Annotated in this window: 24 protein-coding genes; 8 read left to right on the top strand and 16 right to left on the bottom strand. The window is 46.8% G+C overall.

The genetic code is table 11. The features are described 5' to 3' along the window. Positions 1 to 72: 72 nt before the first annotated feature. Complete coding sequence (locus tag OU793_RS01630; protein ID WP_180793885.1) at positions 73 to 2,730, bottom strand: alpha-amylase family glycosyl hydrolase; 2,658 nt, start codon at positions 2,728 to 2,730, stop codon at positions 73 to 75. 129 nt (positions 2,731 to 2,859) lie between these two features. Further along, positions 2,860 to 4,323, bottom strand: a complete 1,464-nt coding sequence (locus OU793_RS01625; RefSeq protein WP_180793886.1) for an AraC family transcriptional regulator — start codon at positions 4,321 to 4,323, stop codon at positions 2,860 to 2,862. 167 nt (positions 4,324 to 4,490) lie between these two features. Between OU793_RS01625 and OU793_RS01620 the strand changes: the two genes are divergently transcribed. Both OU793_RS01620 and OU793_RS01615 read left to right on the top strand, forming a co-directional pair. Beyond that, positions 4,491 to 5,144 (top strand): oxygen-insensitive NAD(P)H-dependent nitroreductase NfsB, encoded by a 654-nt coding sequence (locus OU793_RS01620; protein WP_005374924.1) that lies wholly within the window; start codon positions 4,491 to 4,493, stop codon positions 5,142 to 5,144. A gap of 69 nt (positions 5,145 to 5,213) precedes the next feature. Then, the gene (locus tag OU793_RS01615; protein WP_025541531.1) at positions 5,214 to 5,504 is read left to right on the top strand and encodes a putative quinol monooxygenase; all 291 of its coding nucleotides are present in this window, start codon (positions 5,214 to 5,216) and stop codon (positions 5,502 to 5,504) included. Here the strand turns inward: OU793_RS01615 and OU793_RS01610 are convergent. Further along, entirely contained in the window at positions 5,501 to 6,424 is a 924-nt protein-coding gene (locus tag OU793_RS01610; protein WP_140103471.1) for a LysR family transcriptional regulator, read from the bottom strand. The genes OU793_RS01615 and OU793_RS01610 overlap by 4 nt on opposite strands. 150 nt (positions 6,425 to 6,574) lie before the next feature. Here OU793_RS01610 and OU793_RS01605 point away from each other — a divergent pair, with 150 nt between their 5' ends. Next, positions 6,575 to 6,793: a VF530 family DNA-binding protein gene (locus tag OU793_RS01605; RefSeq protein ID WP_005396617.1), complete on the top strand. Its 219-nt coding sequence runs from the start codon at positions 6,575 to 6,577 to the stop codon at positions 6,791 to 6,793. A 111-nt stretch (positions 6,794 to 6,904) separates the two neighbouring features. Here the strand turns inward: OU793_RS01605 and OU793_RS01600 are convergent, their stop codons facing one another. Further along, positions 6,905 to 7,357, bottom strand: coding sequence for a thioesterase family protein (locus OU793_RS01600; RefSeq protein WP_005480116.1), 453 nt, complete (start codon positions 7,355 to 7,357; stop codon positions 6,905 to 6,907). Positions 7,358 to 7,567: 210 nt separating this feature from the next. Between OU793_RS01600 and OU793_RS01595 the strand changes: the two genes are divergently transcribed. Next, the gene (locus OU793_RS01595) at positions 7,568 to 8,332 is read left to right on the top strand and encodes a ferredoxin--NADP reductase (RefSeq protein WP_021822049.1); all 765 of its coding nucleotides are present in this window, start codon (positions 7,568 to 7,570) and stop codon (positions 8,330 to 8,332) included. A 151-nt stretch (positions 8,333 to 8,483) separates the two neighbouring features. Then, entirely contained in the window at positions 8,484 to 8,972 is a 489-nt protein-coding gene (locus OU793_RS01590; protein ID WP_005462711.1) for an RDD family protein, read from the top strand. 33 nt (positions 8,973 to 9,005) lie between these two features. Here OU793_RS01590 and OU793_RS01585 read toward each other — a convergent pair whose 3' ends face one another. The 10 genes from OU793_RS01585 to OU793_RS01540 all read right to left on the bottom strand — a co-directional run bounded on the left by OU793_RS01585 (position 9,006) and on the right by OU793_RS01540 (position 20,264). Next, positions 9,006 to 9,677, bottom strand: a complete 672-nt coding sequence (locus OU793_RS01585) for a DUF2057 domain-containing protein (protein ID WP_005499910.1) — start codon at positions 9,675 to 9,677, stop codon at positions 9,006 to 9,008. 278 nt (positions 9,678 to 9,955) lie between these two features. After that, a complete protein-coding gene (locus OU793_RS01580; protein ID WP_024702172.1) occupies positions 9,956 to 11,101 on the bottom strand; it encodes an AI-2E family transporter in 1,146 nt (381 codons plus the stop codon). Beyond that, on the bottom strand, positions 11,094 to 11,780 hold the full coding sequence (locus OU793_RS01575; protein ID WP_005462716.1) for a potassium channel family protein: 687 nt from the start codon (positions 11,778 to 11,780) through the stop codon (positions 11,094 to 11,096). Before OU793_RS01575 ends, OU793_RS01580 begins: the two co-directional genes overlap by 8 nt. 16 nt (positions 11,781 to 11,796) lie before the next feature. Continuing rightward, positions 11,797 to 12,687 (bottom strand): HlyD family secretion protein, encoded by an 891-nt coding sequence (locus tag OU793_RS01570; RefSeq protein WP_005484235.1) that lies wholly within the window; start codon positions 12,685 to 12,687, stop codon positions 11,797 to 11,799. A gap of 12 nt (positions 12,688 to 12,699) precedes the next feature. Next, positions 12,700 to 12,903 carry a DUF1656 domain-containing protein gene (locus tag OU793_RS01565; protein ID WP_005462724.1) on the bottom strand — a complete coding sequence of 68 codons (204 nt, stop codon included), beginning with the start codon at positions 12,901 to 12,903 and terminating at the stop codon, positions 12,700 to 12,702. Continuing rightward, complete coding sequence (locus OU793_RS01560) at positions 12,903 to 14,546, bottom strand: TolC family protein (protein WP_140103464.1); 1,644 nt, start codon at positions 14,544 to 14,546, stop codon at positions 12,903 to 12,905. The genes OU793_RS01565 and OU793_RS01560 overlap by 1 nt, the downstream gene beginning before the upstream one ends. A gap of 10 nt (positions 14,547 to 14,556) precedes the next feature. Continuing rightward, on the bottom strand, positions 14,557 to 16,731 hold the full coding sequence (locus OU793_RS01555) for an FUSC family protein (protein WP_140103465.1): 2,175 nt from the start codon (positions 16,729 to 16,731) through the stop codon (positions 14,557 to 14,559). A gap of 388 nt (positions 16,732 to 17,119) precedes the next feature. Next, on the bottom strand, positions 17,120 to 17,989 hold the full coding sequence (locus tag OU793_RS01550; protein WP_140103466.1) for a DMT family transporter: 870 nt from the start codon (positions 17,987 to 17,989) through the stop codon (positions 17,120 to 17,122). A gap of 141 nt (positions 17,990 to 18,130) precedes the next feature. Next, a complete protein-coding gene (yidZ, locus tag OU793_RS01545; RefSeq protein ID WP_024702169.1) occupies positions 18,131 to 19,099 on the bottom strand; it encodes an HTH-type transcriptional regulator YidZ in 969 nt (322 codons plus the stop codon). Beyond that, positions 19,074 to 20,264 carry an MFS transporter gene (locus OU793_RS01540; protein WP_025577294.1) on the bottom strand — a complete coding sequence of 397 codons (1,191 nt, stop codon included), beginning with the start codon at positions 20,262 to 20,264 and terminating at the stop codon, positions 19,074 to 19,076. The genes yidZ and OU793_RS01540 overlap by 26 nt, the downstream gene beginning before the upstream one ends. 132 nt (positions 20,265 to 20,396) lie before the next feature. Between OU793_RS01540 and OU793_RS01535 the strand changes: the two genes are divergently transcribed. Beyond that, positions 20,397 to 20,867 (top strand): GNAT family N-acetyltransferase, encoded by a 471-nt coding sequence (locus OU793_RS01535; RefSeq protein WP_024701018.1) that lies wholly within the window; start codon positions 20,397 to 20,399, stop codon positions 20,865 to 20,867. 25 nt (positions 20,868 to 20,892) lie between these two features. Then, complete coding sequence (locus tag OU793_RS01530) at positions 20,893 to 21,348, top strand: GNAT family N-acetyltransferase (protein WP_159404232.1); 456 nt, start codon at positions 20,893 to 20,895, stop codon at positions 21,346 to 21,348. 10 nt (positions 21,349 to 21,358) lie between these two features. On the opposite strand, the gene OU793_RS01525 is transcribed toward OU793_RS01530, so the two are convergent. Both OU793_RS01525 and OU793_RS01520 read right to left on the bottom strand, forming a co-directional pair. Beyond that, the gene (locus OU793_RS01525; RefSeq protein ID WP_005484189.1) at positions 21,359 to 21,871 is read right to left on the bottom strand and encodes a DUF2799 domain-containing protein; all 513 of its coding nucleotides are present in this window, start codon (positions 21,869 to 21,871) and stop codon (positions 21,359 to 21,361) included. A 342-nt stretch (positions 21,872 to 22,213) separates the two neighbouring features. Next, complete coding sequence (locus tag OU793_RS01520; RefSeq protein WP_025499057.1) at positions 22,214 to 22,888, bottom strand: fructose-6-phosphate aldolase; 675 nt, start codon at positions 22,886 to 22,888, stop codon at positions 22,214 to 22,216. 214 nt (positions 22,889 to 23,102) lie between these two features. On the opposite strand from OU793_RS01520, the gene OU793_RS01515 reads away from it, so the two are divergent. Then, the gene (locus tag OU793_RS01515; protein WP_159404231.1) at positions 23,103 to 24,032 is read left to right on the top strand and encodes a glycyl-radical enzyme activating protein; all 930 of its coding nucleotides are present in this window, start codon (positions 23,103 to 23,105) and stop codon (positions 24,030 to 24,032) included.

Here is a 24,032-nt window from a genome sequence, read left to right as displayed (position 1 = left end):
AACTAGAATAAAAACGAGCTTTTTTGTTGATGACCGCCCAGCTAAACGCTGGGCGGTGTTTTATTTAACCGTTTATTCCGACAAGGTGATGATTGGTAAATCGTCCCAAATCTTACTTTCATCCGATGCGCCACCGGAGAAGTTCCAAGGGCCTTTGTCTTGCTCTAGCGGACGGTAAGTTGCTGAAAGACCGTCTAAGTCCCAAGTCGTGACATAGAAACGGATACCATCGAGCGAATCTGGGCGGCCTAGTGCATCGCTAGCAAAGTCCATTGAAATGGTGTTGTTGGCTTTGTCTACTGTCACTGTTGGTGCTGGCGTTACGGCTTCTCCCCATGTCGTCGCATTTGCTCTTTTGGTGTTGTAAATAGAGCTTTGCCAGCCAAAAACAACCGCATTGCGACTCCAGGTTCCGCTTGGCATAGAAGCGTTGATCTTCGGTAGCTCAGACAAGTTGGTTGCGGCTTCTTCCGGTAAATCAATGAAGATGGTGAAACCTACGTGGTCGAAGCCGTTTGGTGGTAACCAAGTGTCGGTGATCTTGTCCATGGTGAAGGTCAAACGTACGTTACTGCCAACGGTAAATACCTCAGCTTTGTTGATTGCGAGTTGGCTATTGTTTTTATCGAATGTTGGATCCGTTGGTAGCGAATAGTTACCGTTAGGACCGCCCATGCCATCTTGCGCATCACCCGCGTCATCAATAGTGTCGTCTGGCGTGTTCGACCAGCTTAAGTCCGACACAAAGTTAACATCTTCAATGCCAGCTTTTTTCTCAGTAGAATAAATCGCGAAGCGGTGTTGCTGTTCGCCAATCGCAAAGTGACGGGTCGACAGCGTGACGCTGAACTGACCATCAGCACCTACAGTAATGGTTTGCGCTGTTTCCAAGTTCCCGTCGACGACAAGGTTCAACTTCTCGTTGGCGTTCGCACTACCCGCGATAACAATATCACCAGTGATGGTTTTTCCTTCCCAATCCTGCGCCAGTTGGATGTTGAGGTCTGGGGTATTTACAGATTGGTTGCTGCTTGTTTTTGAGTAAATCACTGCTGACTTGGCTGGCAACTCAAGGGTTACGTGACCATTTTCATCTGCGACTAACTGTTCTGGAGCGTCTGCCCAGTTCGACATGATTTGCTGTTTGAAGACGGTACCGCCCGCTTGCTCTACATCGAGTTGGTTCATCAACATCGGCGAGTTGGATGTGTTCATGACCACCAAGACTTCGTCGTTATCCAACGTTCGGGTAAAGGCGAAGACGCCCGCGCCCGCTTTATCGCTGCCAATTACTTTCATTTCGCCGCGTGTCATGACTTTGTTTTCAGTGCGTAGCTTGGCAAGTTCTTGAATAAACAAGTACATCTCACTGTTTTGGTCGAATGAGTCTACGTAGTTGCCATCTTCACGATACCCTCCGGCGAACATCGCATCGCGCGCTGCTGACATTGCTTGCTCTGTACCTTGGTAAATCACAGGAATACCCGGTACGCTCATCATGGTGATCAGTGCTTGTTTCATGTCATTCACGCTACCTTGCGACAGAAAGCGCGGCATGTCGTGATTATCAATGAAGTTCGGCATGATGTATGGATTCGGGAACATCTCCATCATTTTCTCAAGACGGAAACGCAAATAGTCGGTCGGTTGCCCTGATGCAAATACGCGCGTCATGGTCGCTTGCAATGGGAAGTTCAGTACCGAGGTTAGCTGTTTCGGCGAGCCACTTTCACCGATGTAAGTCAGCATCTTCTCTTCGCCTTCGGTGTGGTAAGGCGTAGATGTTTCGAATACTTCACCAAAAGTGAGGAAGTTGTCACGACCGGTATCAACCGCTTGCGTCATCACACCATCGTCGGCGTGTAGGAAATCGTTCCAGAAATCGTGTTCAACAAACTTCACCGTATCGATACGGAATCCGTCGACGCCGACTTCGCGAATCCATTTTCGGTAGCTCTCTTTTAGATAAGCGCGTACTTCAGGATCGGACGTATTAAGGTCATCCAAATCAGAGAGCTGCCAGGTTTTTTCTTGTACCGGATCGTTGTGGTCGGTGATGGTTGGCGTCCAGTGGTAGCTGCCTGTGCCGTCTGTTTTACACTCGTTCATGTTGAGTGGGTACGGCAGTTCTTGTCCGGCGGGCAGTGCATTTTTAATCAAACGGAAGCCTTGGCAAGGTAGGCTTGGATCATAACTGTAAGGATCATCGTAGGTAAAGAAGTTGCCTACATGGTTGGTCACGATGTCCTGAATTAAGAACATGTTACGCGCATGCACTTCGCGTGCTAACGCTTGGTAGCTTTCCATGTCACCAAAGTGTTCATCCACTTTTTGGAAATCGCGCGCCCAGTACCCGTGGTAGCCGCCGTAGTTTTGCTCTGCATCCCACCATTGGTTTGCAACTGGCGGAGTAATCCAGATCGATGTGGCACCGAGATCTTCGATGTAGCTTAACTTATCGCTCACACCAACGAGGTCGCCGCCGCTGAATTTTTTATCCGACGTCGGATCGAATTCGTTTTGCCCTTGATCATTGAGAGCGCTGTCGCCGTCGTTAAAACGGTCGATCATCAGGAAGTAAATGATTTGATCTTGCCAATCAGGAGATGCCACGTGGCTGCCTGTATCGATTGGTGTGGTTTCGTCGCTTCCACAGCCAGAGAGAGCAAGAGCGATCGCTAAAGGAAGTATTTTTATTTTATTCATTGGGTTACGTAGAGTTTCAAACACTGTTTCTGCCTCCGTTATGCAGTAATGCAGAAACGATAAAGCAAAGGTTTGAAATGGAGAGTGTCATTTCACGCCAAAAAAGACGTGAAATGATGTCACGAAGAGACGATTTTGATCTGACCGACAGTTTTAATTGAGCGGTTGCACAATAGGATATTGTATCGGGTAATGCTCTTTCGCGAGCTCGTTGCCGGATTCATCATAAAGGCGGAAACGGCACTGCTTTGCAGTTTGAGTGAGCGATAATTGCAGCACCCAACAAGCATAATGTAGCGAGTGTTGGGTCAAGCGCATTGCGTGAGGTGTGGGGTCATCATCGGCGTAACAGTCAATCCTCGCAACGTTTTCAAGTCGGCATGCCAGTTCGATAAAGAGCGTATATTGCGCCCCAATGTTAATAAGTTGCCGAGTCGGGACAATATATTCCGCTGCGCCAATTAAAAGCCCTTTAGAAACCACATAATCACGCTGGTGGTTGTTCTCAATGTAACGTTCTCCATCGACTTCATAACACAGGCGAAAGGTAAGGGGATGCGCAACCGGAAGTTCGGTCGTTGCCCAGAGTTCGGTGCCATGACTTAAAAAACGCTCGAAGAAGGCGGGGTAGCGCCGCCATGCGCCATCACGGTCACGGCATTCTACCGAGACCACTTTTTCAAACGCAATATTGTCCACTTCCATCCAGATTTTGCCGACAGGTTGGTCGATGTGGTTATCGTCGAAGGTATTGGCTTTGGCGTAGTACAAGCGGATCGGTTGCTGATTTAGCTGAGTTCGGTTATCCAAACATTGTTGGCGATACTGCATGGGGGAAAACGGATACCAACGACGAAAAGTGCGGTGAAAGTTCGATGGTTCTTCGTAACCAAGTTGATAGGCGATTTGCTGCGTTGTGAGTTGGGTGTCGGCAAGCAAAGTGATTGCTTGCTTTCTTTTAGCGAAATCAACGCATTGAGAGTAGCTCATTTGCTTCTCTTGCAGTCGACGTTGCAAGGTGCGTTTGGAGACGCCCAGTTGCCTTGCCGCTTGCTCTAACTTGAGCGCGTAATTGCTGTTTTTGATGAACAAGGCGTTCAAAACACTCAGTAATTCTGGTTGCTCAATTGGCTGGTGAGAAAGCAGCAAATAAACATGTTTCACCAGGTCAAACACGCTTGAACTCGTTTTAGAATCTCGCGTTTCCCCTAGAAAAATATCGGCCGCGAGTGGATTGCTGGCTTGAACTTGTACCTGTATTGATTCGCTTAGCTCAAGCATTTCCAATTGCATTTTGAGCAAGCCAAACACCGACTCCGCCCAATTTGGCATATCGGCCGTTCTGCATTCGACTTGCAGATGGATTTGGGCATCACCATGTTGAAATGTGACGTACAAACGGCGGTCGAATAATGAAACACTTTTACTCCACCAAAGCAGCCCTTCTTGGAGGTTAGGCGCTTCTTTCAACATCATGCATTGCAAGGCAACCAACTTCTCAATGTGCCAATATTCGCCGGCAATTCTCAGATGATTGTGACCGAGCTTTTTGCACAGAAAGGATGCAATAACGTTATCTTGAGGCAGCATGAGTTGAGTTTGGTTGCGAGCAAACATGCATTATTGCTGAAAAGATGAAGAAGTTCAGTGAGAACGCTCAAAGCCTTTCTTATCGTTTTATTTTCAAATTTATTTTGAAAATGTTTTTAATCGAAATCGGTTTTTCCCTTTATCTCATGAGGTTATGCTGTTACACAGCTTAAATTCATTAATTGGAGAACCTCATGGATATCGTACAAGCTGCAAAATCTCGTTACTCAACGAAAGTGTTTGACCCAACGCGCAAGCTACCTCAAGAAAAAATCGACGCAGTTAAAGAGCTGATTCGTTTTAGTCCATCGAGTGTTAACTCTCAACCTTGGCATTTCATTCTGGCAAGCACAGAAGAAGGCAAACAGCGCATCGCTAAAGCGGCGCAAGAGAATTACGCGTTTAACGCGGCGAAGATTCTCAACGCTTCTCACGTATTGGTGTTTTGTGCGAAAACAGGCATTGACAACGACTACATTGAAGCGCTAATGGTGCAAGAAGAAAAAGATGGCCGATTCCCAACCGAAGAAGCGAAAGCGGCTGTGCGTGGTGGTCGTAGCTACTTTGTGAACATGCACCGCTTTGATCTGAAAGATGCGAATCATTGGATGGAGAAACAAGTTTACCTCAACGTGGGTACGTTGCTGCTGGGTGCTTCGACGCTAGAAATCGATGCAGTGCCAATTGAAGGGTTTGATCCCAAAGTGCTGGATGAAGAATTTGGCTTGCGTGAAAAAGGTTACACCAGCGTTGTGATCGTGCCGCTTGGCTACCACGCGGAAGATGACTTCAACGCGAAAACGCCAAAGTCTCGCTGGGACGCAGAAACCGTATTCACCGAGATCTAATTCGAGCTTACTTGCAGGTTACGTAGAACCCTGTAATCAATATATAAATCGCAAAAGAGTGATAAAACAATGATCCACTTAGTTGCAGAAGTGAAAGCCTATCCAGACAGTAAGGATCAGGTGTCGAATTTGCTTGCTGGTTTACTAGAGCCAACTCGTCAAGAAGAAGGCTGTTGCCAATACGAGTTGTATCTTGACGAGAAAGTTGAAGGCTTATTTATGTTCCAAGAAATTTGGGCATCGCAAGAGGCCTTGGATAAGCATTTGCAAAGCCCGCACATGGCGACGTTTCTTGAAACATTGGAAGAGAACGATTGGGTTGAGTATACCCAGATTCGTCCTCTTCGATTTATCGCCTAATGACAGAAGGTTGCCAGCACGTTGGCGCGTTGTTGGCAGCATTTTTGTTGGATAAAGTCGCGGAAAGTCCGAATCGTTGGCGTCAGTAAGCGACGATCGGCACACACCATGTAGAGTGGCACTGGGCCGCAATCCCACTCTGGTAGCACTCGCACCAATCTTCCCTCGATTAAGTCTCGGCTGATGTCCATCAACGATTTATTCGCAATGCCTTTGCCTTTGATCGCTAACCGATGTGGCAAGTCACTATCGTTGCTCATCAAGTTACCGCTGACCACGACTTGTTCTTTCTCGCCGTCACGCGTGAGCGTCCATTTGTTGTAGACCGAATCCGCTACCATGTAGCACAAGCAGTTGTGTTGCATTAAATCGGCAGGAGAGGTGAGTTCTGGATGTGTAGCTACGTACTCTGGCGATGCACATAAGATCCGTTCGTTTGACCCACACAAAGCCAACACGATCAGATTGGAGTCGGCCGGCTCGCCGTAGCGAATCGCAATATCGACAGGCTTGGTGTACATATCTGTCAAGCTATCGGACAGCTCTAGTTTGATGGAAACATTTGGGTAGAGATCGATGAACTCATCCACCCAATCGAGCAACATATTGCGACCAAAATCGGAGGGCGCAGTAATGTGCAGTTGACCAGATAACTCACCACGCGCACTTGAGATCTGATCTAACCCCTCTTGTAATGTTGCCAACGCTTGCGTGGTTTTGTCTAAAAACAGTTCGCCCTCTGAGGTTAAACGCAGGCTTCGGGTGGAACGCACAAACAGCGGGAAACCGATTTGCCCTTCAAGACGCTTAATCGATGCGCTAATGGCGGCAGGTGTCATGTCCATGCTGTTAGCGGCTTTTGAAAAGCTGCCTTGGCGCGCGGTTTCGACAAAAATATTGAGGTCGTTGAGGGCTTTCATCGTGAAAAGGATGTTTGTGAAGTTTGAGCTACTATAGGGGAGATGAGCAAAGTAATTCAAGCTAAACGCCTTTGAAGGTGAAAACATTAGGTTAAGTAGTCACTTTGAGTTAGATTAGCCCGCCACTTACATCGTTACTGGATCAACAACATGAGCAACGAACAGCCGAATAACCCTCTGCATGGGTTGAGTTTAGAAAAAATCGTCACCCGACTAGTTGAACACTTTGGTTGGAATGGCCTGTATGAGCGCGTTCGAGTGAACTGTTTTAAGAAAGATCCGTCGATCAAATCTTCTCTGAAGTTTTTGCGTAAAACGCAATGGGCACGAGACAAAGTCGAAGCGCTGTATATCGAGACGTTTTGCTAAGCGTTTCGCTTTCAGCTAAAAAATCCGAATCAAAAAAGGTGGTCATGAGCCACCTTTTTGTTTTCTAACTGTACTTATTTCTTCGCTGACTTTTTACTGTACGCTGCCGATTTATTCCAAATGATGCGTACTGCCAACCGTGCTTTCTAACTCAAGAATGGATTGGCGCACATGGTCAGGAATGGCCGCTTTCTCGTTGTTTTTAAAATCGAACATCACGCCTGTCGCGGTTGAGACCGTCGTAATCTTGCCCCATTTTTTACTCAATACTTGATATTCCATAGTGATGCGATCTTCTTGCATGTCGATCACGCGCGAGCCGACCAGCAACGTGTCTGGGTAAGTAACAGGCAGTTTGTAGCGACATTGCGTCTCGCTGAGTACTGGCCCAATTTGCGAGGTTTGCAGGTCGACCAGCAGATTAATTTTGTTGAAGTAATCTAAACGCGCCGTCTCAAAGTAGCGGAAATAGACCACGTTATTGACGTGTTGCAGAGCATCCATTTCACCCCATGCGACTTTGATCTCTGTGATAACGGGAAAGTCCTTTAACAGTGTGTCCATTTTTAGTGCTCCTTTTTCATCTGCATTGCCACAAATTGCGACGCGACTTATCACTTTGAGCATTTATTCTAGATGTAATCATTTAATATGTAATAAAATTGTTTTTAAAATGTGAAATGAAATGGCAATCTTATTATGTAAACTAGAAACTTTACATAATCGAGTTGAAGGCGTAAGTTTAACTAAGAGTAACCAAATAGGAGGTGTCTTATGACTGAGCTGAAAGGTTTCAATCTAGCCAAGGTGGAAAAACGCATTGACTGGACTGGAGAGCTGTTCAGTTTAAGGGTCTCAGGCGCGCCTCTTACCTTTAAAGCCGGCCAGTTCACCAAGCTTGCTTTGCTAGATGATGAGGGCAAGTCTATCAGCCGTGCTTACTCTGTGGTTAATGCGCCAAGCGAGCAACACGAGTGGCTCGAATTCCTCATTGTGGCAGATCCTCAAGGGCAACTTTCTCCAAGGTTGCAAAAGCTAAAAGCGGGTGACCCGATTTACGTGGGTGAAACCGCGCATGGCGATCTCATTCACGACACCATTCCTAAGCAAGCGAGTGATCTATGGTTGCTTTCGACGGGGACTGGCATTGGCCCGTTTTTATCTTTGCTGGATGACATTAACCTGCTTCCTCACAATGATCGTATCGTGCTGGTGCATGGTGTTCGCTACGAAAAAGATTTGGTCTACAAATACCTGATTGAGCATCTTCAATTCCGATATGAAGGACGCTTAAAGTACGTGCCAATCGTGAGTCGTGAATCGTCACTCGGAAAACTGCAAGGTCGAATCCCAGAATTGATTGCGTCTGGTGAGCTTGCCAATAAAGTGGATGTGCCTTTCTCTCCGCAAAGCAGCTTTGTGATGCTGTGCGGTAACCCAGAGATGATTAAAGATACCTTGCCTGTGCTGCAAGGGCTAGGGTTAGAAAAGTATCGAACTCGAACAGGCGGTCACGTTATCTATGAGCGTTATTGGTAAGTATCCACCCATCGCTGAAACCGAGATAACGAAGTTATATCGGTGTAAATTAAAAATCACTTTTGAGACATGATACGAATTTATAGACTTATCAATTGAGCACATATACAACAATGCCTAGACTGCGTTCACTGTTGTTGTAGGTGGTTATATGTACTCTTCAATTGCGAGCAAAATGCAGCGGCTTATAGGCGGTTTCGTTGATCTGTTCGTCGTCATTAGCGTTGTCGTTGTTATCGCGTTGGGTATCAATTTTTGGCTCTATGACTTCCGTTTATCCCTGCAAGAAAACTTCACGCTTGTTTACGACACCCACGCGGTGTATCTCCTTACTGTTCCCATTCTTCTCGTGATTAACTGGTATTGGTTGAAGGAAGGGCAAACCATCGGCATGCGTTTTGTTGGTATCAAAGTGGTGATGAAAAATGGTCGTGCCGCGACCAAAGTGACGGTTTCCATCCGGCTTGGCATTAGCTATCTACTCGAAATGTTTATTCCTGGCGTTCCGTTGGTGAACCTTGTGCTGCTTGTTTTTCATCCAGAGCGACGTTTGTTGCATGATTTCCTCACCAAGACCAAAGTCGTGCAAGCACCTGACTTGCTGCTGTCTATTTTGCATGATCAAAAAAAGCCACATTAAGTGGCTTTTTAAATCAGGTCAGTCAATCAACGATTATTGCTGATTGATGTACGCTTTAAAGCGTGCTTTTGTTTCTGCATCTGCTTTTTGGTACCAGAAGTGCAGCATTTCTTCTGCTGTAGAATCTGCTTTCACTGCGGTTGCACGCGCTTGTTTCATGTCTTCAGGAATCTTTGCAGGAAGTGTGACTGGTTGCATGGTCGCTGCGCCAGCAAAAGCGACAGCTGCTGTACCGCCAGCGCGGTTGTAATCTTCGATTTCACGCACGTAATCACGGCCGATTTGCATCCCCGGTTTTATCAGCTTGTCTTGGTCAACTGCGACTGCTTTGCCTGAACCATCAACCAGTTTCCAATCGAGATCTTTGATGTTTTCTTCCGCGTCACGCATGTTGCGGTATTTTGGAACTTCAATCGTCAACTCTGCATTTGCAGTATCGAAGCGTGCCACGATAGCATCACTTTCTACGCTTAGACGGTCATTACCTTGGTTGAAGTAAGGTGCGTAGCGGAAAACGACTTGGTTTACGCCATCCGGTAGCGTCAATGTTTTTTCAGAAGCAAAAAAGCCGCCAGAAAGTTTCGCTTTTTCACCGTTTGCTGCCAATACTGAAACGTCGTCAGGAACGCTAACCGTAACGTCTGCGAATGCCATGCCACTCATTGCTAGAGCAAGCGCGCAAGTTAAAGGCTTGATCAATTTCATTGTTTTTATCCTAAGCTTTGTAATTGTCCCAATTCGTCAAGATCGGTCGCTCAAATGTAGGGGGATCTTGGAGTTCTTTGGGTATAGCGATCAACGAGATTGCATCGTTAAGTGCTTGATTGCAACTCTCAAGTGTAAGAAGTATGAAAATTTAACAAGAACGTCATTTTTATCTCATCCGTTGCGATGAAACTGTGAGCTAAGGTTAAATAGAAACAAACCGCTGCAGGGCAACGGTTTGTTTTATTCGGTCAAAGAGAAGGAATTACCTTGGTAATTTAAATGCCGGCACCATGTCCAGATTCTGTTTGTTCCCCTTCTTCTTTGAGTTCAGCCATTTCTTCTTGCTGTTGCGCTTTCTCGATGCTCAACCACCAAACGAACAACTCATACCAAATCGCCAGAATAACCGCACCTAGGAACAGGCCAACGATGCCGTAGAAAAGCATACCGCCGATGGCCCCAAGCAGAATCACAGGCATTGGTACGTCTACACCACGGCCCATAAACATTGGTTTTAGTAAGTTCTCAGACAGCGCACCGACAACCGCCCACACGGTAAACATGGTCGCGGTTGTGCTGTCTTGCGTCATGTACATGTAGCCAATCACTGGCAATACGGCAAGCAGCGCAGGAAGCTGAGCGATACACAAAATCATCAGAATCAGAGTGAGCAAACCAGCAGCAGGAACGCCAAACACAAAGAAGCCAGCACCGATCAATAGCGCTTGAATCGCAGCCACACCAACTACGCCAAGCAGCACGCTTTTAATGGTCGCGGCGATAAGCGTTGTCCAGCTTTTCGCGTTTTCGCCAGCGGTACGGATCGCGATAGTTTGTAGGCCTGATGCCAACGACTCTGAATACGTCATAAAGCCAGCAGCGATAGCCAGTGACAAGATAGACAGCAACAAGCTACCTAACACGCCGCCAACCATGCCAAGCAAAGAGGTTAATGCTGACTTGATTTGTGGCATAAAGGTTTGTATTGCTTGCTCTAAGTTAGTCGCAAAGAGCGTCCATACTTCATAAAGTTTGTCACCCACAAGAGGCCAATCAGCAACTGAAGCTTTAGGTCCAGGGATTTTTACCTGACCATTTTGCAGTACGTCCAACGCGTGTGTTGCACCATCCACGATAGAGCCCGACACCATCACTAGTGGCGTTACCAGCAGGGCGATACCCAGCAGTGCGATTGTTGTGGCAGCCAAGCCGCGTCTGCCGCCGTAAGCGCGTTGCAGTTTTTTGGTCAGTGGTAGTAGCGCTACCGCGATGATGGCACCCCAAATCACTGGAAGGATGAAAGGCCTGATGATGTCGTACGTAAACATCAGCAATACGAAGATCAAGCCAATACGTATCGCTGATTCCACCATGTTACTGATGAAAAGCTTACTTTCATTTCTTTCCGATTGTTTATCCATTTTTGTTTACCTGATGATCAATGTTGGAACTGACGAGACTTGAAACAACAATCGCCATATAAAACACACCTGTAATGGCCTCTAAATACACCACGACTTGAGCCAGTGGCGTTAGAGGGCTGATGTCGCCATAACCGAGCGTGGTTAAGGTGACGAAACTGAAATACGCCGCATTGGAGAAGTTCTGCCCCCAAGAAATCGCTTCCATACCGGTAAAGGCTTCAGGCGAGAACTCAAGCAGAATGAGGTAGGCAATCGCCCACATCAGACCAAGCAGCAAGAAAAGCGCGACCGAGCCAATCACTTTGTTGCTGTTGACGTGGCCAGTGAAAAGAATCTGTCTTGCGATGGATTTAAAAGTGCCGAAAAAGAACGCGAAGGTGAGGGCAAGCATCACCACATTCATCTCGCGGATGTTAAAAACGGTCTTGATCACGATCACTAGTACCCAAACACCAAACAGGGTATAGAGGAATCGAGACCACGTTTTGTCAAAGCGAAGGCTGGCAAAACAGACAATGAACGTGAGAACCGTGAACGCCTGCAGTATGTGTTCAATCGTCCCTTCGCCCACCACTTGTGCCATCGCACTCCCTAGCAACAAAATTACCAGCGCTAAGGTTAGATAGAAGAAGTTGTTTTCTTCATTAATGTTTTTGAGTTTTTTACCAATGACCATGGTTCTTCTCACTTAGTTACTGTTCATTTTCTGCCGATGAATCTTTCATCACCATAATGGACGCAGAAAGCCCGAATCGAAGATCAACATCTTCAGGAAGCTCTTGGATGGAGATTCGTACCGGAATACGTTGTGCTAAGCGAATCCACTGAAAAACAGGGTTCACGTTTGGAAGAAGGTTGTAACCAACCGTGCCGTCTTTCGGCGCAATACCCCAACCGATAGAGTCAACGGTCGCGTCGATAGGCGTGTCTGGGTGAGACATCAAGGTGACACGTGCTCGGCTACCCGGTTCGATTTGCGCGAGTTGGTTTTCGCGGAAGAAGCCAAATACCCAGAAACTGTTTTTGTCGATCAGTGCGAGCAGCGGTTGGTTTGCGACCGCTTGTGTACCGTTTCGAATATCGAGGTTAGACACAAAACCATCGACGGTCGCATAAACTTTGGTGAAACTGAGGTTAAGGCGCGCTGACTTTAATTGCTCTTCTGCAGATCTGATTTGCAGTAGCGATTCTTCGTAAGCGATTTCACGACGAATCAGATCCTTGTGAGAAACAGCGCCGCGGTCTTTCGCACGAATGTCTTTAAGGCGATCGTATTCGATTTTTTTACCGCGAGAGCTCACGATGGATTTTTCCAACGCCACTTCGGCTTGAGATAGTGCGACTTCGTAAGTGGTTGGGTCGATTTCAAACAGTAAATCGCCCGTTTTCACTTCTTGGTTGTCTTGCACCGAAACATTCACAATTGGGCCAGACACTCGCGGTGCGACCTTGATGACGTTCGCGCGCACTTGGCCATCGCGTGTCCATGGGTTATTAAAATACTCTTCAAATTTTTGATAGCCGAGCCAAGCTGCGCCACCAAGAATGACAAGATTGAGTGCGATTACGAATAGTTTTTTCATCTTGTTTGGCACCTAAAATTGAATATAAAAGCTGTCAATGGCCACCACATAACCGACCATGATGGCAATAAACGTCAGAGACGGAAAAGCGATGAAGCGAGACAAACGTGTCTTGTTCAATATCATCACCGTTATCCACGTTGCCGTGACGGCGAGAAAGAGCACCAGTAGCGTGGGAGAAAAGTAAATGTCTCCCCAAGAGAGTTCATGAGGCATTAGAGATCCTCCGTTTTGTTCTTATCGCTGTTTTCCGTCGGTGTTTCGATAGGCAAAGGTGGCAACGTACGGTTTTCTTCATCCAGATAACCGTCCCAATCGGTACGATCTTGCATCTGCTTGGCGATGGATTCTTCAAGGAATGGTTTCCCCGTTTGTGCCTGCCAGCCGCCGCCCAACGCTTTGTATAGCGCGATCACTTGGTTCGCGACATTGCCTTTAATTTGCGCGTAACTGTCTTCCGCGCGTGTCATTTTTTCGACTGAGTTGAGCAGTCGCTCAAAAGAAATTTGGCCGTTTTCGTACTGCGTCATGGAGATGTTGAACGCACGAATGGAAGAGTTGACTGATTGCAAACGTAAATCTTTTTGCTGCAAATACAGGTCATACGCTTCGATCGCATTGGTCACTTCGTTCACGGCTTGCAGCACTTTTTTGTTGTAGTTGGTCAGCGTTTCTTGGAAACGAGCATCTTCGAAACGAATGTTATTTTTCACGCGTCCGTATTGGAAAATGTTCCAACTGAACGTTGGGCCAACCACCATGGTGAGCGAATCGCTAAAACTGAAGCTGCTGCCATCGGGAACCGTACTGTCGATACCGATGGAACCGAACAACGAAAAGCTTGGGTACAGAGCCGTTTCCGCCACGCCAATCTGCGCACTTTGCGTGCGAGCTTGCATCTCAGAGACTTGCAAATCCGGACGTCGCATCACTAAGTTAGCATCCACTTGGGTATCCAACAGCGGTGGGCGCGGCACAATGGAGTGCTCGTCGGTGCCCGATAGCGCCGATTTTCTGCCCGTCGATTTGAACTGCGCTTCATAATCAGCAATTTGCTGCGTCAAACCGTCCGATTGCAGCAATTTCTCTACTTCTTCAGGCAATACACCCAATAGCAAAGCCAGTGCAGTGCGCGATTGCTTCATCGCGACTTCGAGGCTTGGTTGCGCGGCTTTTGTGGTGTAAAGCTGGTTTTTCGCTTGCTGTACGTCTAGCTCTGTTACGTTGCCGGAATCAAACTGAACTTGGGTGATGTGCACAACGCGTTCTTGAATCTCGATATTGCGGCGAGACAGCAAAATACGTTCTTGGAATGTGCGATAGTTAATGTAATTGCGTGCTACTTCGGCGGTGATGGTGACCATGATGTCGTGATACGACGCGATGGATGCGTAATAACCAGCTTCTGCAGATTCGATTCCTCGAGCGTATTTGCCCCAAATATCCATTTCCCACGCAGCATCAAACGACAGAGCGGCGTTGTTTACACCCTGATCATTCACGTAGGCACGCGCTAGATTTCCTGACACGGTTTGAACTTGCGGGTATTGCAAGCCGGTCGAAATACCAAGTAATGAACGCGCTTGAACAATGCGCAGCCCCGCGGCTTCTATGTCTAGGTTTTGCTCATTCGCCAACTCGACTAATCGATTGAGCGTCGGGTCGTTAAACTGCTGCCACCACTGTTGTAATTGTTGCTCGGATTGCTGCGTATCTTTGGCTGCTTTTTGCACCGACCAATCGCTTGGTAATGGCGTTTGCGGTGGGTGGACATAGTCTGGCCCCACAGTGGTACACGCACTGAGCCCGAGCAGGGAAAGTATGGCGAGGCTTGGTTTGGTTAGTTTTGGAAGCATCATATCCCCACCTTTAAAACCGCTTCTGTTGTAAGTTCACCCAATCGATATCCTCGTAGGTTTGCTTGCAATGCTTGATTGCTTCGAACACGTTCCGTTTTAAATTCAGCAAGATATAAAAACCGGCTATCTCAGAATAAGCGTAGTCAGATAAATCCAACTCACTAAAAAAATCTTCCAGTTTATCTTCGAATGTTTGGTAATCCTGACTGTATTGGTCGAATACGGAGTCGAGTTCTTGTGTTGCTTGGTGGCTGGCTAAAGCGCCCGCCATCAAAGGAATGATGGAATCGCGGTGTTGTTGGCGAAGCTGAGTAATCAGCGGATTGGTCATCAACTTTTTCTCGGCGGCCATTAAGATGTTGATGTGATTACTGAGTACATCACACGCTTTGCTAAACGCGCCAATCGCTTCTGGCGTGGTTTTGTCAAAGTGTTTGTGGTTGATTTTCGAACCCCACACCTTGAGCTTTTTCGATGAAACGTTGAGCGTCACCAAGTGCAAGGCCCGTTTGAGCGGCGTAATAATCGAGCTGGACTGCTTCTGATAGGAGTCAAACAGATCCCGAGTGTGCCTAAAATAGCGCTCTTTTATGGTCAAAAAGAGGTGTTCTGGTCGTGAGCTAAACGGGAAGTAGTGCGCGAAAATGATCATGAACACCACCATGTAGAACAGCAGCATGATCGTCATGAGGATCCCGAAGTGATAGAACATGTTGTTATCTAAACCGAGAACAAACAAGCCCACCATGTAGAAAATCGTCACTGGCCCGTTAAACAGATAAAAGCCGATAAAGGTGTAGATAAAGATGAATAGGCCAAGCTCTAACCCGAGATCCAATTGGGGAAGAATGAAGACGTAAGAAGGCACCGCGAACAAGAAGCCGAAAGTGAACAGCACTAGCAACAAAATCGGGTGCACAGGCACGAACGACAGCAAAGACATAAACATGGTCGAGAAGACCACGAACGAGTATCCGCCTGGCGGATTGAAATAAATCCAAATCAGTCCTGCAACCCAATAAGTGACAAAGGTTTTGACCGCGGTTTTAAAGTTTTCTGCGTCCCACCATAGAAACTTGCCTTTCGGTTTCGGCAGCGGCACGTCAAAGGAGACATTGTTCGTCACAGAGTCAATGCAGCTAATGCTCTCCGCTAAACGCGACAAGTTTTGATGCATGAGCCCCAAGAGGTGCCCCAGCATAAGCGCAGAGCCTTTCTCTAGGTGCGCCGCGTCTTCAAGCAACGCTTGGTTGTATTCGACTTTGAATTCTTGAGCACGAAAAGCAGGCTCTTTTTCGTCCCAGACTTGTTGGCAGGTATCAAACAGCGCGTCAATTTCCGCAACGGCTTGATCAAAGTTGCTGATGCTTTCACGGTCTTGCTGGTGACTAAAGTGGCTGTGTGCCGCGACGGTCAATTGTTGCGTTACTTGCTTGTTCAAATGAACCGCCAAGCGCCACTCTTTCATGTAGGCCGACACGTCGCTGCATTCCACACTGACTGTGGCAAAACGCTGTTCGAGCGCATTTTGGGCGGCAAACATCTGTTCGATCAGAGAATCCACGCTAGGTTGTGGCTCTCCTGCTTCTGGATTTTCTTCTCCCTCTTCTAGAGTAGATACTTGCCCTGCCGATTTTTGCTCGAAATTTTGCAAGACAGCGGTGAACAGCGCGCGTTGTGCTTGGTTGAGTTGTTCGATGAGTTGTCTTAGGTTTTGTTCTGTTTTGGTCGGGAATAAGAAAGTCCCCACGAGTGTGTAAACCACCACCCCAAACACCGTCATATAAGCGCGGTCAACGCCATAAAGAAACGCACCTTCTGCGTCACCGCCATTGGACATCATCAGCGTCATCACACCGGTCAGCATGAGTAGCGTTGGATCTTTTTGGTAGGCATTACGGAAGTAAAAAATGAAAGAGACCACAACCGACACGCTCAGCATGTACAGCAAGCGGTCTTGAGCAAACAATCCCACCAGTAACAAGCCAACGACGGCGCCAACCAACGTACCGAACACACGTAAGGTACCTTTGGCGAGGGATTCACGACGACTGCCTGTGGATGCAATCAGCATCACTGTGGTTGCGGCCGTCGATGCTTGCGGCCAACCCATGGCAAACGGGATCAGATAAGCCAGAGTCAGGCTAAGCGATACTTTAATAGCGAATTTTATTTTGTCGTTCATAGTGTCAAAGTTTGCTCAGGCTTATCGTTATAAGTTGATGAATTTCTTATGTGAATAATCAGAATCTTGTTCTGAATAAATTCGGGGGGCGGAATATAGCGGGTGAAAAAGTGTGCTTTGTAAACCCTTTGTCAAAACACAAAGTGCGTATTTGGCTCGATCTCGCGCTAGCCCTTGGCGTTATTGACGAAACGCCTAAAACGAGCAAAATCGCGATCTGTGACGATTCTCACTTTTGAAACAAAATCGTCGTGTTGCGTGAGCCAATTCTCACCTTATATCCTTCGCCTGATACTAAAGCAGGCCGCTCGTACCATCTGCAATGAGCTTTGCTGCTTTAAAAAGCATAGATGATGAATGGGTATTTGAGAGGGAAAGTTATTACTTTTTATCGGCTTGCCGATTGTTCGCTTGTTTTTTTGGATCGAGATAAAAAAACTAAAGCGATACCGCCAAGAATGATGCCACTGGTTAAAAGTGTATGCAGCGAAAGAGGTTCGTGGAGTACGACGGTGCCTAGTAGCAAAGCAATGGCTGGCACGGAAAGTTGGCTGACGGCGGCTTGAAGTAAAGAGAGCTTACGCATGACTTGATACCAAAGCGTATACCCAAGGCCAGATGCAATGGCGCCAGACGTGATAGCGAGCAAAATTCCACTCAGAGAGAGATGGATTGAGGACAGCATCAATGGTGATAGGAGTATGCCAATTATAGATGCAGCGATAAATCCCCACGTGATGCCACTACTTGGAGAAGGCGCTTGTTTGCCGAGCGCAGTAAACGCAGCCCAACAAACGCCAGAAATCAACATGAGAAGTGCAGAACTGATATCGGGGCGAGTGGCTGATGGCAACATTAACCAAACAAAGCCAACAATCGAAAGGCCGATACCGATGATTTCGAGAAATTGAAAGCGCTCACCTTGCCACCAATAGATGACCAGTAACGTCAGTTGCACGGCACCAAACAAAAGCAAAGCACCGGTTCCTGTCGCCAGTTGTAAGTACGCGAAAGAGAAAAGGGCAGCGTAACCAAATAAAGCCACGCCAGCAAAAAAGCGAAAGCGAGAAGTTGGCCGATCGGTTTTCCACTGACCTCTCACGACAAGCAATGCGATTAAGGTAAACGCTCCAGATATCAATCGGACGAGAGTGAAGCTTCCTGCATCAATTAACCCTTCGGCCAATGCAAGTCGGCACAATAATGAATTGGCGGCGAACGCCAGCATCGTAATAGCAGTGAGTAAAAAGGTCGACATCCTTGGCCCTTAACGCAGAAATATGGATTGAGTGTAGCGTCAAACGACCTTTTTCATTAGTTGATAAAGTGATTAGTTATAGCTGTCAGAGCGAGAAAATCATCAAAAATCACCAGAGAAAACCTGACCTTAGCCTGAGTGTTACTGTGGTAGGGATGGTTGTTCGTACAATGACTTGATGGTGTTTTTCAACCATAGCAATTTGGGATTGTACGCATTGCGTTTATGCCAAATCATGGTAAATGGAATCAGTAATTTGTCTTGTTGAGTTTGGTCTAACGGAATTGGCAAGCACACCAAATCGAGATGCAGCTTTTCTGTGTAGCTTTTGCAATAGTGTGGCGCGGTGGTGATCATGTCATGCGTCGGCTGCGCTGCCATAAAAAGGGATTGCTCAAAGTTGGACATCGTCAGCCCGATAGAGCGCTGTAGCCCTAGTTCCGTTAACACTTCATCCAACGCCCAAGTTTCACTTTTTTCCCAAACAATATTGATGTGTTGGTAGCTCAGAAAGGTCTCGAGATTCCACTCTTGCTGTAATGCCGGATGATCTTTATGTAAATACACCATCGGCAGGTCATAAAATAGAATCTCAAAATCCAAGAAATACGGCAGAAGATCCAACGACTCTTTCGATCTAGGGTGACTTTCTCGGCCGGTAAAACCGATATCCGCCTCGCCTCGAATGATGGCGTCGAGTGAATCGTAATCCCAGTTACTGGTTTTTACTTTCGCTTCAGGGTATCGCTGGTGGATAGCGACGATGAGTCTGTCCAGCACCGTGAGCACCAATGGCGACTCAATCGTGATATCAAAACGCACTCCTTTAGGTGTAATATCGCTGCGTTTTTCTGCAATTTGGCTGCCAATTTGCAGCCATTCTGCAAGATCTTGCTCCATGCTTTGTGCCAAAGGTGTTGGCGCAAGACCTTTAGGTGTTTTGACAAACAAAGGATCATCGAACCAATGACGAAGTTTGTTGAGCGACTTACTTACGGTAGAGGGCGTAACGTTCAGCTTTTTCGAGGCTTTCGAGACGCTTTGCTCTTGCAGCAATAATTGCAGAGTGAACAGTAAGTTTAAATCAAGTCGCGCTAGGGATTTCTTCATAATAGGTATCGTGAACAGGCTTTGGAATCAATAGTATTAGAGCAAGGCTGATTACGCTACCTAACACTAAGATAAACACCAACATATTCAGTGCACTAACGCCGATGAAACCCATAAACCAAATATAGAACGCTGAACTACAAACTTGAGCAATGCCCAGTAGTGAGCTCGCCACGCCAGCTTGTTGAGAGAATGGGCTGAGCGCTTGGCTCATGGCCACGCCAAAGCCACAAGCGAAGCCAGCGCAAATCAGCCCAAGTCCGAACACATAGTAATGAGATTGTCCATCATGGAAATGGGCAGCACTGAGCACGATGGCTGCACAAGCGAGCAATACTTGAGAGGTCATCATTAAGGTTCGCTGCTTAAAAATCCCCAATGCCAATGGCGCCGAGAACGAAATCAACATACTGATCGTCGCAGTCCCTGCCATGATGGAAGAATAGCCACCGCGATCAAAACCAAGCATGCTCATCACGACAATTGGTGAAGCGTTAACAAAGGTCAGAATGGTGGTTACTCCAAGTGCAGTAATGATCAGCCTACTGATAAAAAATCGCTCGAAGAAAGTCTCTTGATGGCTCTCTGGCGTTGTCTGTTCTTCACCTTGTTGGCTGGGTAGTGATTCCTTGAGCACAAAAATGGCCAATACACTGACGAGAATGCCCATTCCTGCCATCGTGGTAAACAAACTCGGCCAAGGAAATTTCAGCATAATCAAGTGACCAATCACGGGTGCGATCACTGGAATGATACAGGTGATGCCATTGAGCATCGACAATACTTTCGCGCGGCGTTCATCGTCTAACGTGTCGCGTAAAATCGCGAACGCGACGACATAGCAAGATCCAGCCCCGATGCCTTGGCAAAAGCGAGCAATCAAGAAAGCGTTTGGTTGCTCAGCCATTCCGCCGAGAAAAGACGCGAGCACGAAGATCATCGCGCCGACGACGGCAACAGGCTTTCGTCCCACAGAGTCTGCAATTTTCCCCGCGAATAACATGGTGGTAGCCATGCCAGCTAAATAGATCGAAAACGCAATATGCAACTGAGATTCACTGGCGTTGAGATCTGACGCAATTTGAGGCAAACCAACAAGATACAAATCAATGGCAGTAGGGTAGAGTAAAACGAGTGCAAAACTACAAAGTAAAAAACGGGACATGGAAACCTCTCTATCGAATGGCGAGGATAATAGAGTGCTAAACGTTTGCCTGCGAGTGGGAAATACAACACTAGGTATTTCTATTTACGACATACCCTGTATGAATTGAGCATAAAAACAACAAGGAAGATTATGATTACCATTGAAAAGTATTCGCCTGAGCGACATGAACAAACTTGCGAACTTAGCGTGCTAGAAGAGCAATCGCAGTTTACGGTCGCGGATGTGGGTGAAATGCTTACACGTCTTGAACCCACAGAGCTTCCGCATCTGATTCTGGCAGACGATGACGTGGTTGGCTTTTTTCTATTTGATGCTGCTTATAGCGAGAAATACGATTTTTGCCCGAAAAACAGTTTAGGTGTGCGTGCTTTGCTGGTGGATCACCGTCATCAAGGCAAAGGCATCGCCAAGCAAGCCATTCAACAGTTTGCCGATTTCGCCAAACGTCATTATCCCGAGTTTCATGCGCTTTATCTCACCGTGAATTGCCGCAACATACCCGCTTATCAGTGCTATTTAAAATCAGGGTTTGAAGATACCAATGAGCTTTACCACGGCGGCCCCGTTGGACCGCAGCACATTATGAGACAACCGCTTTAACTAGGAAAACACCAATGATGGAAATATGAGAATTAAAACTGACAATTTAGAACGGCCGCAGGTGCTTGCGTTGTTGGAAGAGCATTTACAGGACATGTACGCTACATCGCCACCAGAGAGCGTGCATGCGTTAGATGTAAGCAAGTTGAAGCTGCCTTCAATCACGTTTTGGACGGGCTGGGATGGTGAGCAGCTATTGGGATGTGTGGCAATGAGCCAACTAGAAGATGGTCACGCAGAGTTGAAATCGATGCGTACGACGCCGTCGGCGAGAAAACAGGGCGTGGCATCCCGCTTACTCAATCACGTGATTGAGCAAGCGAAACATCAGGGGATACAACGTTTAAGTTTGGAAACTGGGTCGATGGCATTTTTTGAACCCGCGCATCGCCTATATGAAAAACATGGCTTCGCGTACTGCGAGCCGTTTGGCGACTATCAACCTGATCCAAATAGCCGCTTTATGACCCTAGCGTTGTAGCCCGTCGCGACTAAAAGTTAAAGTAGTAATTAGCTCCTGGCGAGATGAGTGATGCACGCTCACGCGCCAGTTGTTTTCTTCTCTCTCTAATACGCTTCGCGTTGTCTTTATCTAAGTTTGCATCCAATTGATGATCAAGGCGTGATATCTCCGCATCTAACGCGTTAATGCGCTGTTGACGCTGATATTCTTGATGGCCTAACTGATAGTTTTTAAGGAAAAGATCGTTAGAGCAAACGCCATAGTAGGTTTTTCCTTCTACACCCACCGTGTAACCATTGTCTGGCGAACAGTAAAGAATAGTGCCTTTATCAAAACCGTCTTGCCACTCAACGTGATTTGGCGTTACGCCTGCTTCGCGACAGTCTTTAATGTATTCGTACAAAATGTTTGGGTTGTTGCCTGAGCGGCCATCTTGGTAGCCGACGCGATACCAATCTGCGGTTTGGCATTGTTCTGGCGACATGCTGCTACAACCAGAAAGTAATGCAAACATGGCAAAGAGAAGCGCAATGCGTTTCATGAAGTGGATTCCTTGTTACTGCGTTAGGTTCGCTGATTATAAATGAACAGTGTTCATTTCCAATAGATAAAATTAATAATTACCGACTTATTGATGCGTTGCGCTTGTGAGTTTGTCGGCTTGAAGCAAAATTTTTTGCTTGTGGAACGAGCGTTTTTCGTCAGTAGTGATGTTACGAATAGAGTAGTTTGCGTGAAGGTTGAGGCGAGATTAGTGGGGTGGGAATCTCTTCGTAAGCCGCATCTATAAACAGTTGCCTGCGCGAATGTTACTTTTTCTCAGAGATTCCCATATCAAAAGCCCCTCGATCGAGGAGGAACGGGACTTTCGATAATTTTATGCTTAACTTTCAAATGAAAGTTTGTTGCCAAATGCGGATTTCCAGTCTTTATCAAATTGATCGACAGCCGGCTGAACTGATGGATGAGAAAACATCTGCGCGGCCACATCGACAGGCAAGGTGATCGCTTCAATGCCTAACTTCATCACTTCCATCGCTTGTTGGGTATTTTTAAAACTCGCTGCCAAAATTTTAGTAGGCAGTTGGTTTTGATCCAGTAGCAATTGCAGGTCTGCGACCACTTCTACACCGTTTCCGTTCATCGCATCAATACGGTTCACATAAGGCGCAAGATAGTCAGCGCCGCACAATGCCGCAAGGAAACCTTGCTGAGCAGAGTAAATAGCAGTGGCGAGTACTTGAATTCCCTCTTTTTTCATTAACTTAATTGCCGATAGGCCTGTTTCGGTTGCTGGCACTTTGACGACCATATCATAAGGTAATTCATGGATTTGGCGCGCTTCTTCCACCATGCCTTCTACAGTTGTGCTCACCACTTGAGCATGGAAACGGGGTGTGCCCCCTAGCGCTTCTTGCATGCCAGCTAAGGTTTGGTTCAAGCCTTGTTTTGACTTCGCCAAAATACTTGGATTTGTGGTTACCCCTTTCAGAGGTAGGCATTGGTTAAAGCGTTTTACTTCTGCCACGTCAGCAGTATCTAAATAGAGTTCGATCATGGGTTCTACCTTATACAAAATCTTCGTTTTGATGATGGGATCACTATAGATCTGACAATCCGTCGAGATCTTGATTTTGATCAATTGAAATTTCAATTGAAACTATAATAATTTCATAAAGCGAAAGTTAAGTGCCAATATTTCATTATCAAATGAAGCTTTCAGAAAAAGAAAAGCGTGAAAAGTAGAAGAGCAAACCAAGAGGCGGACAGCAATGTATTTCAATATTCAGAGGTTCTCGACCCACGATGGTGATGGTATTCGCACCATTCTGTTTCTGAAGGGATGCAGTCTGTCCTGTCCTTGGTGCCAAAACCCAGAAAGCCGCAGTGAAAAGCACTCTCTGCTGTTTGATGAGCGCAGTTGTATGGCGGACTGCCAGCTTTGTGTGTCGGCTTATAAACAAACCGTAAACGGCGACATGGCGAGCGATGGTATCCGACGCATTGACGATCAAATCATCATCAATCGAAAAGCCATGAGCGAAGCGCAGATCATAGCGCTGCGAAACGTATGTCCAACACAAGCGCTCAGCATATGTGGAGAAGCGGCGAAATCGGACGACCTGTTTGAAGTGTTGATGAGAGACAAGCCTTTCTACGATCAAAGCCAAGGTGGCGTGACGTTTTCTGGTGGCGAGCCGCTGATGCAGCCAAATCTTGTGGCAGAACTTGCCGAACGTTTGCATCAAAACCATGTGTCTACGGCGGTGGAGTCGTGCATGCATGTACCGTGGAAAAACGTAGAAAAAGTCGCGCCGTATATTGATTGCTGGTTAGCGGATCTTAAACACACCGACGAAGAAAAGTTTCTCTGCTGGGCGAAGGGATCGTTAAAACGCATCAAAGCCAATTTTAGAAAATTGGCACCAATTGCGAAACGCATTGTGATTCGTATTCCGGTTGTGCCGGGCTTCAATGACACCATTGATGAGCTCAAAGCGATCATTGATTTCGCAGCTTCATTAGAAAGCTGTCAAGAACTTCACTTGCTGCCGTATCACACCCTCGGCATCAATAAATACCGTTTGCTCGATATGCCTTACGAGTGTTCTGACAAACCATTAAATAATCCAGAACTGCTAGAAAACGCAATGCAATACGCAAGCGAACATACTCAACTTAACGTGATTGTTAGAGGTTAA

This window comes from Vibrio sp. VP6, from assembly GCF_028823755.1.
GTDB lineage: Bacteria > Pseudomonadota > Gammaproteobacteria > Enterobacterales > Vibrionaceae > Vibrio > Vibrio parahaemolyticus.
The sequence above is the reverse complement of the archived record's forward strand: the minus strand, read 5'-3'. Positions and strand labels throughout refer to the sequence as shown.